The 12,282-nt window shown below is 71.2% G+C and carries 12 protein-coding genes and 1 tRNA gene; 2 read left to right on the forward strand and 11 right to left on the reverse strand.

Annotated features, from left to right (window positions below; genetic code table 11):
• Positions 1–112 precede the first annotated feature (112 nt).
• The gene (locus CR470_RS13410) at positions 113–937 is read left to right on the forward strand and encodes a TetR/AcrR family transcriptional regulator (protein WP_179892242.1); all 825 of its coding nucleotides are present in this window, start codon (positions 113–115) and stop codon (positions 935–937) included.
• A 54-nt stretch (positions 938–991) separates the two neighbouring features.
• On the opposite strand, the gene CR470_RS13415 is transcribed toward CR470_RS13410, so the two are convergent.
• The 4 genes from CR470_RS13415 to CR470_RS13430 form a co-directional block, all read right to left on the reverse strand.
• Entirely contained in the window at positions 992–1,975 is a 984-nt protein-coding gene (locus tag CR470_RS13415) for an NAD(P)-dependent oxidoreductase (protein ID WP_097867832.1), read from the reverse strand.
• A gap of 195 nt (positions 1,976–2,170) precedes the next feature.
• Positions 2,171–2,989 (reverse strand): YceI family protein, encoded by an 819-nt coding sequence (locus CR470_RS13420; protein WP_097867821.1) that lies wholly within the window; start codon positions 2,987–2,989, stop codon positions 2,171–2,173.
• A gap of 291 nt (positions 2,990–3,280) precedes the next feature.
• Positions 3,281–5,851 carry an MFS transporter gene (locus CR470_RS13425; RefSeq protein WP_097867822.1) on the reverse strand — a complete coding sequence of 857 codons (2,571 nt, stop codon included), beginning with the start codon at positions 5,849–5,851 and terminating at the stop codon, positions 3,281–3,283.
• 31 nt (positions 5,852–5,882) lie between these two features.
• On the reverse strand, positions 5,883–6,395 hold the full coding sequence (locus CR470_RS13430; protein ID WP_097867823.1) for a MarR family winged helix-turn-helix transcriptional regulator: 513 nt from the start codon (positions 6,393–6,395) through the stop codon (positions 5,883–5,885).
• Positions 6,396–6,619: 224 nt separating this feature from the next.
• Here CR470_RS13430 and CR470_RS13435 point away from each other — a divergent pair, with 224 nt between their 5' ends.
• Entirely contained in the window at positions 6,620–6,835 is a 216-nt protein-coding gene (locus CR470_RS13435; protein ID WP_097867824.1) for a hypothetical protein, read from the forward strand.
• Positions 6,836–7,170: 335 nt separating this feature from the next.
• Here the strand turns inward: CR470_RS13435 and CR470_RS13440 are convergent, their stop codons facing one another.
• The 7 genes from CR470_RS13440 to CR470_RS13465 form a co-directional block, all read right to left on the reverse strand.
• Positions 7,171–8,022, reverse strand: a complete 852-nt coding sequence (locus CR470_RS13440) for a hypothetical protein (RefSeq protein ID WP_097867825.1) — start codon at positions 8,020–8,022, stop codon at positions 7,171–7,173.
• A 143-nt stretch (positions 8,023–8,165) separates the two neighbouring features.
• Positions 8,166–9,032, reverse strand: a complete 867-nt coding sequence (locus CR470_RS13445; protein WP_018958648.1) for an RNA polymerase sigma factor SigF — start codon at positions 9,030–9,032, stop codon at positions 8,166–8,168.
• 234 nt (positions 9,033–9,266) lie between these two features.
• On the reverse strand, positions 9,267–10,145 hold the full coding sequence (locus CR470_RS13450) for an RNA polymerase sigma factor SigF (protein ID WP_097867826.1): 879 nt from the start codon (positions 10,143–10,145) through the stop codon (positions 9,267–9,269).
• Positions 10,146–10,343: 198 nt separating this feature from the next.
• Positions 10,344–10,637: a Dabb family protein gene (locus tag CR470_RS13455; protein WP_003967684.1), complete on the reverse strand. Its 294-nt coding sequence runs from the start codon at positions 10,635–10,637 to the stop codon at positions 10,344–10,346.
• A 10-nt stretch (positions 10,638–10,647) separates the two neighbouring features.
• Positions 10,648–10,812, reverse strand: a complete 165-nt coding sequence (locus CR470_RS39515; RefSeq protein ID WP_007446295.1) for a hypothetical protein — start codon at positions 10,810–10,812, stop codon at positions 10,648–10,650.
• A 925-nt stretch (positions 10,813–11,737) separates the two neighbouring features.
• A tRNA-Ser gene (locus CR470_RS13460) sits at positions 11,738–11,825 on the reverse strand.
• Positions 11,826–11,914: 89 nt separating this feature from the next.
• Positions 11,915–12,282, reverse strand: a 368-nt coding sequence (locus CR470_RS13465; RefSeq protein WP_097867827.1) for a nucleoside deaminase, incomplete at its 5' end; no start/stop codon positions are given.

Genomic DNA, 12,282 nt, shown 5'->3' on the forward strand with positions numbered 1-12,282 from the left:
TACCGGATCGTCAGCGTCCGGTACGCCGTCCCTCCGGCGGGACCCGCCGGGTCCCGCCGTTCCGGCAGGACGGCTCGGTGGGCCGGTCCGCGCAAGACGAGGAGAGTGCGCCATGGTGTCCGAGTCCGACCGCGAGTCCGCGCCCGACCGCGAGCCCGAGCCGGAGTCCGGGGCCGACCGCGCGGACAGCGCCGCGCGGACCAGCGTGTGGCTGGGCCGCCGGGCCCCCGCGCGGTCCCGCAGGTCCGAGTCCCCGGCGGGCCTGGACCGCAACCGGATCACCGAGGCGTCGGTGCGGCTGCTGGACGCCGACGGCCTCGCCAAGTTCTCGATGCGCCGGCTCGCCGCCGAGCTGGACGTCACCGCGATGTCCCTCTACTGGTACGTCGACACCAAGGACGACCTCCTGGAACTGGCGCTCGACTCGGTCTACGCCGAGATCGCCCCGCCCCGCGAGGACGCCGACTGGCGGGACCGGCTGCGGGAGCTGGCCCGCAGCTACCGCGAACTCATCGTCCGCCACATCTGGATCTCCCCGCTGGCCGGGACCTTCCTCAACATCGGCCCGAACTCCATGCTGTTCTCGTACGCCGTCCAGGATGTCGTCCGGGCCACCGGACTCCCCCTGGAACGGCAGACGGGCGCGCTCTCGGCGGTCTTCCAGTTCGTTTACGGGTTCGGCACCGTCGAGGGCCACTTCAAGGCGCGGTGCGACGCGACCGGGCTGACCCAGGACGAGTACCACCAGCAGGCGATGGGCACGATCAGGGCGCAGCCGCACCTGCGGCAGATCACCGAGGCGTCGGACGAACTGATGGCGGCCCGGGGCGGGAAGACGGTCGAGGAGATGCGCGAACGGGACTTCGTCTTCGCGCTGGACCTGCTGATCGCGGGCATCGAGGCGGTGCGCGACCGGACGGGCACGCCCGCCCAGTAGCCGCGCACCGTTTCCGTACCCGCGCACCGGGTTGCCGGCCGCGCACCGCCGCCTTCAGTACCCGCGTACCGCGTCCACCGTCAGCTCGGGGCGGCGGCCCGCCGTCACGGCCTCCCAGCAGGCGGAGAAGTCGACGGAGACGTCCTCGTCGGTGGTGATCCCCGAGGAGTGCGAGGTGATGACCGTGCGGGGCAGCTTCCACACGGGGTCGCCGGGCGCGGCCGGTTCCTCCGGCAGCACGTCCAGCACCGCCCGCCGCACCCGGCCGTCCCGCAGCGCGGTCTCCAGCGCCCCCATGTCCACGGTCGGACCCCGCCCCACGTTGACGAACGTCGCCCCGCGCACCGCCGCGAACCGGGCGGCCCCGAAGAAGCCCTCCGTGGCCCCGGTCAACGGCAGCGTGGAGATCACCCAGCGGGCCTCGGCCAGCACCCCGGCGTCCTCGGCGGCCCCGATCACGCGGTCGAAGCCCGGCACCACCCGGACGGAGCCCGGTGCGGGCCCGGACCGCGTCGTGCGGGCGACGCCCACGGTGCGTACCCCGCAGGCGCCCAGCAGCCGCCCGACTGCCGCGCCGATGCGGCCGGTCCCGTAGATCAGCGCGGTCTGCCCGGCGACGAGCTCCGAGGGGAGGCGCTCCCAGTGCGCGCGGGCGTGCCGGGCGGTGAACTCCGGTACGGACTGGCACTCGGCGAGCATCCAGGCCAGGACGTACTGGGCCATCCGCTCGCCCATCCGGCCCACGGTCCGGGTCAGGAGCGCCGGGACGGGCCAGGGGCCGCCGGCGAACAGCGAGTCCGTCCCCGCGTTGACGCTGTGGAACCAGAGCAGACGGCTCGTCCGCAGCGCGTCGGGCAGTGTTTCGCCCACGCACAGAAGGGGGCCGTCGGAGGGCGGCGGGACGTCCTCCAAGGGCTCCGCCTCCCGCCCGGTGATCCGCTCCAGTTCCCGTACCAGGCCACCGTCGAGCGAGGGCGCGACCAGAAGCCGGGCCCGCGCGAGGGCGTCGGGCGAGGGCAGCGGGGCCGGGACGGGCAGCCCGCACCCGAGGAGCGAGTGGGGCGGTCCCGGGACGGGTAGCGGCGGAACGGGCCCGGTGCCCCCGGTCTGTCCGTTCTCTCCGGCCATCTCTGCGGTCATCGGGCGGTCAGCCATGTCCACCACCCTACGACCGGGTCCGGCCCCCGCTACCTGCTACCTGCGACCGGGTCCGGCCCCTGCGGCCGGGTCCGGTCACTGTCCGGGCAGCGCCTCGCCCTGTACCGCCTGGATGTCCAGCTCCACGCGCAGGGTCGTGCCGATCGCGGAGATGCCCGCCTGGACGATCTGGTTGTAGTTCATCGCGAAGTCGGCGCGGCGCAGTTCGGCGGTGGCGTGGAAGGCCGTGCGCACCCCGCCCCACGGGTCGGGCCCGGTACCGAGGTAGCTGAGGTCCAGGTCGACGGGGCGCGAGACGCCGTGCATGGTCAGCTCGCCGTGCACGGTCCAGCGGTCGGGCCCCGCCGGGTCCAGCGCGGTGGAGCGGTAGGCGATCTCCGGGTAGCGGTCCACGTCCAGGAAGTCGGCCGAGCGCAGATGCCTGTCCCGCATCTCGTTGCCGGTGTCGATGCCGGCCGCCCTGATCACCGCTTCGACCCGGGAGAGGGAGACGTCCTCGGCGATCTCGATCCGGCCGCCGAAGTCGGTGAAACGGCCGTGCACGCTGGAGATCCCCAAGTGCTGGGCGACCGCGCCGACCGAGGAGTGCGCGGGGTCCAGAGACCAGACGCCCGGCGGTGGCAGCTCCACCCCGCCCTGCCGGGCCAGCACGATCTGGCCTCCCTCGATCCGGCCGCTCGCGGTGACGAGGGCGGTGGAGGCGGCGGGCGCGTACCCGACCGCCGTGACGATCACCGTGTACGCGCCGGCCGCCAGGGAACCGTCCGTGCGGACGGCCCCGTCCTCGTCGGCCGCGGCGCGCAGCACCTGGGCGCCGGTCATGTCGGTGACGGTGACGACGGCGTGCTGGACCGCCCAGCCGTCCCGCGTCCGTACCTGTGCGCGAAGTCCCATCCCGTATCTCTCTCCTAGAGGGCCTGTCGTCCGGATCATGCCGGGCCCGAAAACCCGGGGCGACCCCGGCCGGCCCGTAGTGCACATGAGTCGGGCCCCGAGGCGGTCACGGCAGGCCGTCCCCTGCTCGCCGTACCCGCCACCGGGGCCCACTTCCACCCGGTCGCGACAGCCTCTCCGCTGGAAGTGCCGTCCGACCAGGGGTCTTCGCGATCCCTTCACGTGCGCGTGCGCATCCCTATAGGTGCACGCGCGCCAGGCGCGGGCGCGCGCCCGCGCCGCGGGGATCGATCACTCGCCCGGGTGGGCGAGTTCGATGTCGTGCCCGTCGACTCCCGGGCCGCTCACGGTCAGCGATCCGGCCACCGGCGGGTAGCCGGTCGCGATGACCGCGTACTCGCCCGCGTCCAGGTCGGTGAAGGCGTACGCCCCGTCCTCGCCGGTCGTCGCGGTGGCGACCACGTTGCCCGCCGCGTCGATCAGCGTGACCCGCGCGTCGGCCAGCGGGCTCCGGACGGACCCGGCCCGCACGACGCCCCGGACCAGCGCACCGGACCGCAGCGCGGCCTCGACGCGGGTGACGCCCTGGCCGCCGATCTCCACCGGCAGCGCCAGCGGACGGAAGCCGGCCGCGTTGACCGCGACGGTCACGGAGCCCGGGATCAGCTCGCCGAAGGCGAACTCACCGGTCGGGCCGGACGCGCCGGTGGCCAGCACGTCGCCCCGGACGTCGGTCACGATGACCATCGCGCCGTCGACGGGGGCGCCGGACTCGGCGGCCTTGACCGTTCCGGCCAGTCCGCTCGTACCGGACAGCAGGATGTCGAAGGCCAGCGGCTCCTCGCCGACGACCACCGTGGACGCCTGCGGCTGGAAGCCGTCGGCGGAGGCGATCAGCACGTAGCTCCCGGAGCCGGGGGCGTCCAGGGCGTAACCGCCGTCGGGCCGGGCCACGGAGCGCCCGAGCTGCCGGCCGTCCAGCGAGATCAGGGTGACGGCGGCGCGGGCGACCGGAGCGCTCTCCGCACCGCGCACCACACCGTGCACGGAGGTGCCGTGAACGCTGTCGGCGCTGTCGACGGTGTTGTACGGGGCGAGGGTGGGGGCAGTCGCGTGGGCGGGTGCGGGTGTGTCGGTCCTGTCGACCGGGGTGACACCCGCCGCTCCCTCGGAGGCCGCCGGCCCGGTGGCGCCGACGGTCGCGGGCACAGGGGCCCCTGCCGTCCCGACGGCGGCCGGGGACTCGACGGGGGTGTCGTTCGCCGCGCTGCTCTTCAACGCGACCTCCTTGATGAAGATCGTCACGATGAAGGCGACGAGCGCGGCCGGAGCGGCGTACAGGAAGACGTCGCCGACGCCGTGCCCGTACGCGGTCTCCATGACCAGGCGCAGGGGCTCGGGCAGCTTGTCCAGGTCGGGGATGCCCCCGCCGCCGGTGCCGCCGTGGCCGAACGCCGCACCCTCCGGGCCGAGGTCGGCGATGCCGTCCTTGACGTAGTGGGTGACCCGGTTGCCCAGGACCGCGCCGAGCGCCGAGACGCCGATCGCGCCGCCCAGGGAGCGGAAGAAGGTGACGACGGAGCTCGCGGAACCGAGGTCCTCGGGGGCGACCTGGTTCTGCGTGGCGAGGACCAGGTTCTGCATCATCATGCCGATGCCGAGCCCCATGACGAACATGAAGACCGCGACGTGCCAGTACGCGGTGTCGTGCCGGATCGTGCCGAGCATCCCGAGCCCGGCCGTGACCAGGAAGCCGCCGCTGACCAGCCACGCCTTCCAGCGCCCTGTCTTCGTGATGACCTGGCCGGAGATGGTCGAGGAGAGGAAGAGCCCCGCGATCATCGGGATGGTCATCACGCCGGACATCGTCGGCGACTTGCCGCGCGCCAGCTGGAAGTACTGGCTGAAGAAGACCGTGCCCGCGAACATCGCGACGCCGACGAACAGCGAGGCGATCGAGGCCAGCGTGATGGTGCGGTTGCGGAAGAGGCGCAGCGGGATGATCGGCTCACTGGCCCGCGACTCGGTGAGGACGAAGATCAGGCCGAGCAGGACCGAGCCCGCGACCATCACGTACGTCTGCCACGACAGCCAGTCGTACTTGTCGCCCGCGAAGGTCACCCAGACCAGCAGCAGGGAGACGGCGGCGCTGATGAAGAACGCGCCGGTCCAGTCGACCTTGACACCCTCGCGCTTGACGACCGGGAGCTTGAGGGTCTTCTGGAGCACGATCAGCGCGATGACCGCGAACGGCACGCCCACGTAGAAGCACCAGCGCCAGCCCATCCAGCTGGTGTCGGTGATGACGCCGCCGAGCAGCGGACCGCCGACGGTGGCGACGGCGAAGACCGCGCCCAGGTAGCCGCTGTAGCGCCCGCGCTCGCGCGGGGCGATCATCGCGGCCATGACGATCTGCGCGAGGGCGGAGAGGCCGCCGACGCCGATGCCCTGGACGATGCGGCAGGCGATGAGCATGCCGCTGCTGGTCGACAGACCGGCGACGACCGAGCCGAGGACGTAGATGATCAGGGCTATCTGGACCAGCAGCTTCTTGCTGAAGAGGTCCGAGAGCTTGCCCCAGAGCGGGGTGGTGGCGGTCATGGCCAGCAGCGAGGCCGTCACGACCCAGGTGTAGGCGCTCTGGCCGCCGCCGAGGTCGGAGATGATCTCGGGCAGGGCGTTGGAGACGACCGTCGACGACAGGATCGCGACGAACATGCCGAGCAGCAGCCCGGTCAGCGCCTCCATGATCTGCCGGTGTGTCATCGGCGTGCCGTCGGGGGCACCGGAGTCGGTGACGCTCCCGTGCCCTCCGTGCTTGGCGTGGCCGCCCCGCACACCGGTGGGTGTGGTCGTAGCCATTGAGTTCCTTATCCGTGCGTATTTGCTTCTGTTACACAGGTGTACGGGTGTGAGCCTCGTCGCCGAGGCGGGTCCTGCACTCGCCGGTGTGACTTCCGGGGGCGCAGCCGCCGGATCCGCGACAGGCGAAGCTGTCGCGCAGCCGGGACAGCAGCGCGATGAGCCGGCCGACGTCGTCGTCGGACCAGTCCTGGAGGTTGTGGGCGAACACCTCGGTGGTCCGCCGGGTCAGGTCGTCGAGCTGCTCGTGCCCGCCGGGGGTCAGCCGCAGGATGCGGGACCGCTTGTCCGCCGGGTCCGGAGACCGTTCGATCCAGCCGCGGTCGGCCACATGGGCCACATGGCGACTGGTCACCGACATGTCGACGGACAGCAGTTCGGCGAGCCGGCTGATCCGCATCTCGCCGTGCCGGTCCAGGAGGGTCAGCACGGCGGCGGAGCCCGCGGGACACTCCAGGGGCAGCGCGCGGGCGAGCCCTCTTTTGACGGCCCCGACGGCGCTGAGCTGCCGGGCCAGTTCCTCGTAACTACTCCGTGCGGCCACGGGAACCCCCAGTACACTCACGACCATGTTGTTGCTTAGGGCAACGATAGAAGCCGTTGGTTGCTACAGGCAAACGAAAACTGCCTTGCAGAAGTAAAGGAACGCAAAAGCCTCCGTAGGGTCCGGGTCAAGCCCGTCGCCCGGCCGCGTCGACGCGCGTCGGACAGGGCGCCGGGTGGCCCGGGGGTTGGGCCGTGGGCCCGAGTTCGCTAGGGTCCTGCCCCATGGCACACAACCCCCACGCCCCTCAGCCGGGTCCCGAGGGCACCAGCGATCCGGCGGGCAGCACGCAGATGTTCCGCGCCTTCGTCGACGAGGGCGAGCCGCAGCGCCGGCAGCAGCCCGCGGCGACCTCTTCCGGGCCGAAGGCCGGGGTGATCGCGGCGGTGATCGCGGTCGTCGTCGTCCTCGGCGCGGTGGCCTGGCTCGCACTGGGCTGACCCGCGACCGTACGGGGACCGACTCCCGCTCGCACGGGGGCCGACCCCGCGGGCCGGTGCGGGGGCGCCCCGCGACGGCACGAGACCACAGCACGACCGTACGATCCGGCCGCACGGGGGACGGGAAGCGGAGCCGCACGAAGGCCGCCGCTCCACCCCCGGGCGGCCTTCGTGCGTGGCGGGCCCCCGTCGTCCGGCCGGGCCACTTGGCCACCACTTCCTCAGGCCGCTTTCTCTGGCCACTTCCGCAGGTCTCTTTCCCGGGTCTTTCCGCTTTCCCGGGCTACTTCCGCAGGCCGCTTCCCCAGATCGCTTCCGCGGATCGCTTCTCCAGATCATTTCCACACGGCGGAGACGTCCTGTGTCTCGACGCGCATCCCCAGCGGGACCCGCCAGGACTCCACGCACACGGTGTACGTCTCCGAGCGCGCCGAGCCCACGCCGATCGGGGCGGGCAGGGGCTGGGACGAGGTGATGGTCGCCCAGTCGACGCCGAGGGCGCCGATGATGTGCGTGGCGAAGGTGACGGTCCCCGAACGCGCCGTGGAGCCGCCGGTGTTGCGGAACTCCACGGTCACCTTCTCGCACCACCGCTTGTCCGCCGCCGCGCGCTGCGGTGCGCTCAACGTCAGCGCGGCCGGGGTCGCGGGCGGAGCGGGAGGTTTCGGGGTGCCGGGGTCGCTGGGGGTGCCGTCGCCCGGAGGCGAAGGGGTGCCGGGCCTGTCGGAGGAAGGCGGCCCGGATCCGCTGCCCGGCTTCGAGGGGTTCGCGGGGGTCGAGGGCTTACCGCCCGGCCCGCCGGGCGAGTCGTCCCCCCGACCGCCCGGCGTCTCCGTACGCGCCCCGCCGGGGCGCTCCCGGGCGCGCCCTGGCTCGTTCGCACCCGGGGAGGAGGGCACGACCGAGGGATTGCCGGACCCATGGCCGCCGGGGCCGCGCTCACCGCTCCCGCCGCCGCTGCCGCCGTTCCCGTCCAGCGGGACCAGCGTCACCTCGCCCGAGGGCTTCCCGTCGCCGCCCGCGGCCCGGCCCCCGCTGTCGGCGGCGGCGCCCACGGCCACGTATCCGTCGTCGCCCGGTCCGCTCCCGCAGGCGGCCAGGAAGCCGCTGCCCAGACACAGCGCGGCCGCCGAGGCGACGATGGCGGTGCCCCGGCGGCCGGTCGAGCCGAATATCTGACGTCGCATCGCGCCAGTGTGGCTGACACCCCGTCAAATCTGAACCCTGATGCAGAGGTCGAGAGGGATCCACGGAGATCAACCGTGATCAACCGGGATCGGCGGGGATCAACCGGGATCGGCAGAGATCAGCAGAACTCTGCCGGCCGGTCTCAGTCCGCGATGAGTCCTTCCCTGAGCTGCGCGAGCGTGCGGGTCAGCAGCCGGGAGACGTGCATCTGGGAGATGCCGACCTCCTCGCCGATCTGCGACTGCGTCATGTTCGCGAAGAACCGCAGCATGATGATCTGGCGCTCGCGCGGCGCGAGCTTGGCCAGCAGCGGCTTCAGTGACTCGCGGTACTCGACGCCTTCCAGCGCTGAGTCCTCGTACCCGAGGCGGTCGGCCAGGGAGCCCTCGCCGCCGTCGTCCTCGGGGGAGGGGGAGTCCAGGGAGGAGGCCGTGTAGGCGTTGCCGACGGCGAGACCGTCGACCACGTCCTCCTCGGAGACCCCGAGCGCGCGGGCCAGCTCGGGCACGGTCGGCGAGCGGTCGAGCTTCTGCGCGAGCTCGTCGCTGGTCTTGGTCAGGGCGAGCCGCAGCTCCTGGAGGCGGCGGGGGACCCGCACGGACCAGGAGGTGTCGCGGAAGAAGCGTTTGATCTCGCCGACGACGGTGGGCATCGCGAACGTCGGGAACTCGACGCCCCGTTCGCAGTCGAACCGGTCGATCGCCTTGATCAGGCCGATCGTGCCGACCTGGACGATGTCCTCCATCGGTTCGTTGCGGCTACGGAACCGCGCCGCGGCGTACCGCACCAGCGGGAGGTTCAGTTCGATCAGTGTGTCCCGCACGTAGGTCCGCTCCGGACTGTCCGTTCCCTCGGGGCCCGAGGCGGGGCCGAGCGCGGCGAGCCGCAGGAACAGGGAGCGGGACAGCGTGCGGGTGTCGATGGCTTCCGGCGAGCTGGTGAGCACGGCGGGTGCCGGCACGCTCTTCGTGAGCGTGAGCACCTTCGAGCTGCCCTGTTCTTCGGACATGCCACCCCCTTGAGGTCGCGGACGGTCGCGGTGGCCGCGACCATCGGAGGAACGCAGCCTCCACCTGAATACCGGAGGTGGGGCTGCGGCAAACGCGCTTCGAGCAGAATGTCACATGTCGGCAACACGCTGTAGTGACATGTCGACAAGTCAGCGCCGAATCCGCCCTGGAAACAGGGGGTGTAGGCCTTTTATGCCGTCAGAACTGCTCTGTGGACGGTCTACCCGTTCCGGTTACGCCTCGATCCTGTTTGCGGATCTCAGTCGGGCGAAACTTCTGGCGAGAAGCCTTGACACATGCATCTGGGAGACGCCCAGTTCCGCGCTGATCTGAGACTGGGTCAAGTTGCTGTAGTAGCGCAGGAGGAGGATGCGCTGCTCGCGCTCGGGGAGCTGGACGAGGAGGTGCCGGACGAGATCGCGGTGTTCGACGCCCGCGAGCGCGGGGTCCTCGTAGCCGAGCCGGTCGAGGAGCCCGGGCAGCCCGTCACCCTCCTGGGCGGCTTCCAGCGAGGTCGCGTGGTACGAGCGTCCGGCCTCGATGCAGGCCAGCACCTCGTCCTCGGAGATCTTCAGCCGCTCGGCGATCTCGGCGGTGGTCGGGGACCGGCCGTGGGCGGTCGTCAGGTCCTCGGTGGCGCCGGTGACCTGGACCCACAGCTCGTGCAGCCGGCGCGGGACGTGGACGGTGCGTACGTTGTCGCGGAAGTACCGCTTGATCTCGCCGACGACGGTGGGCATCGCGAACGTGGGGAACTGGACCCCGCGGTCCGGGTCGAACCGGTCGATGGCGTTGATCAGGCCGATGGTGCCGACCTGGACGACGTCCTCCATCGGCTCGTTGCGGCTGCGGAACCGCGCTGCGGCGTACCGGACGAGGGGGAGGTTCGCCTCGATGAGGGCGGCCCGGACCCGGCGGTGCTCCGGAGTGCCCGGCTCCAGGTTCTTGAGCTGGCCGAAAAGGACCTGGGTGAGCGCCCTGGTGTCGGCGCCGCGGGTCCTGGCGGGCCTGACGGAAGGGTCCGGGGTCTCGGTCTGGATGTCCTCGGCCCGGACGGTCTGGACGGTCTGGACTGTCTGGGGAGGCACTTGAGGCGCTGTACTGGCCGGCACGGTGACGCCACCCCTTCGCGGTCAACTACGGTCAACTCATCCGTCAAAAGCGGTCATAGCATCACAAGACATGTCCACTGTGTGCAAGCACCTCATAGTGCCGTGTTGAGGTCATAAGGGTTTAAACAGAACAGAGAAACCCCCCGCCTGGACGGCGAGGGGTCGCTGGAACCGGGACGAACCGGTGTTGGGGGAGCGTCAGAAGGGGTAGTCGGCGATCACCCAAGTGGCGAATTCTCGCCACTGTCCCGCGGCGGCCTGGTGGGCCGGGTGCTCGATGTAGCGCTTGAGCGCGTCCTCGTCGGCGACGGCGGAGTTGATGGCGTAGTCGTACGCGATCGGCCGGTCGGTGATGTTCCAGGCACACTCCCAGAACTCCAGCTCCGGGACCTGCCCCTCCAGCTCCCGGAAGGCCCGGTCCCCGGCGACGACCCGCGGGTCGTCCCGCTCGACGCCTTCGTTCAGCTTGAAAAGGACCAGGTGGCGGATCATCGCGCTTCTCCTACTTCACCAGTTCTGACATGAAGTCACCGACGCTCTGCGCGGCGGTGGAAATGCCTTCGAACCCTACCTGGACCAGCTCGGCGGCCCGCTGGGGAGACATGATGATCGTGTACAGCACGAAGACCACCAATATGTAGATGATGATCGTCTTTGCCTTGGCCACAATCCTGCCCCTCCATCGACCCCACGTGCGATCGGGCGATTGTATCCGCACGGATGGCCGTATCCGGTGGCCGTTTCTGATCACTGATGAGCTCTTTAAGGACCTACGGCCCCGCCATCAAGGTCTTTCGCCCGACCTCACGACGCCTGCCGCGCGGCAGGATGGATACCGAGCCCAACGGGACCAGGCAGGACCCGGAGGGCCGGAACGGGGCCTCTCTGTGGGGTCACCGCCGCGCGATTCCCCCCTGACCGCGACGGAGGACCAGCAGGCCCTGTTCTCACCGGGGGAAGCGGCTTGTCCCCCCGACGCCGCTTCCCCCGACCTGAACTGTGAATCGGAGCGCCCGGTCGCCGTACATCCTCTGTGCGGCGACCGGTCGCTCCGCGTTGGCGGCCTTCTCCGCAGACGCCTGTCGCACCTGCGGGGTGGCACGGAAGCCTTCGCGTTGACTTCCCGAGGTGGTGGACGGCGGCGAGCGCTGTAAGCGCCGGGTGCGACGGACCAGCCCCGCACTCACGGGGACGACCGGCGGTTCCTCATGGCCGAGAACCCCGACATCAAGGGATCAACCCCGCACGCGCGCGGGGACGACCCGGGCCAGCGGTCTCCGCTGCCGTCCATGATGGGAACAACCCCGCGTGGGCGGGGATCAGGGGATGAGATCAGGAGGATCGGCTCGCGAGACCAGGAGATCCCTTAGCGCGGGGGAGCTACTGAACCACACGCAAGTGGCGGAGGCTCGTCAGGCTGACCGAGACCGCCGTCATCTGCCGCCCTCAGCTCAGTCGGCACGTTCGCGTTGGCTGCATCTCACCGATCGGATGGCCTTGCTGGTCGGGCGGGTCCTCGCAGATCGCCTTGATCATCAAACGCAGGGTGCCCCTTTGATCTGCGATTTCGCTGATCAAAGGGGCACCAGAAGCGGTAGCGGTGGGATTTGAACCCACGGTGACGGGTTACGCCACACTCGCTTTCGAGGCGAGCTCCTTCGGCCGCTCGGACACGCTACCGAGAGAGAGCTTAGACCATCCCGGGGCGTGGACAGAAATCGGTTCTCGGGAGCGGGGCCGTACCTGGTCAGGTGGCGGGGCCCTACCGGTCAGAGGGTGCGGAAGAAGGCCGTCAGCTGTTCGGCGCACTCGTCCTCCAGGACGCCGCCGATCACCTCCGGGCGGTGGTTGAGGCGGCGATCGCGGACGACGTCCCAGAGGGAGCCCGCCGCGCCCGCCTTCTCGTCGCGGGCGCCGTGGACGACCCGGGCGATGCGGGACTGGACCAGGGCGCCCGCGCACATCGTGCAGGGCTCCAGGGTGACCACCAGCGTGCAGCCGGTCAGGCGCCACTCGCCGTGGGCCGCGGCCGCCCGGCGCAGGGCCAGGATCTCGGCGTGCGCGGTCGGGTCGCCGGTGGCCTCGCGTTCGTTGTGGGCGGCGGCCAGCTCGGCGCCGTCGGGGCCGAGGACGACGG

Source organism: Streptomyces sp. rh34, assembly GCF_002551245.1.
Classification (GTDB): domain Bacteria; phylum Actinomycetota; class Actinomycetes; order Streptomycetales; family Streptomycetaceae; genus Streptomyces.

Coding starts and splice junctions, on each gene's coding strand:
- CR470_RS13410 (WP_179892242.1), top strand. CDS start 113: ATGGTGTCCGAGTCCGACCGCGAGTCCGCGCCCGACCGCGAGCCCGAG.
- CR470_RS13420 (WP_097867821.1), bottom strand. CDS start 2,989: ATGGGACTTCGCGCACAGGTACGGACGCGGGACGGCTGGGCGGTCCAG.
- CR470_RS13425 (WP_097867822.1), bottom strand. CDS start 5,851: ATGGCTACGACCACACCCACCGGTGTGCGGGGCGGCCACGCCAAGCAC.
- CR470_RS13435 (WP_097867824.1), top strand. CDS start 6,620: ATGGCACACAACCCCCACGCCCCTCAGCCGGGTCCCGAGGGCACCAGC.
- CR470_RS13440 (WP_097867825.1), bottom strand. CDS start 8,022: ATGCGACGTCAGATATTCGGCTCGACCGGCCGCCGGGGCACCGCCATC.
- CR470_RS13445 (WP_018958648.1), bottom strand. CDS start 9,032: ATGTCCGAAGAACAGGGCAGCTCGAAGGTGCTCACGCTCACGAAGAGC.
- CR470_RS13455 (WP_003967684.1), bottom strand. CDS start 10,637: ATGATCCGCCACCTGGTCCTTTTCAAGCTGAACGAAGGCGTCGAGCGG.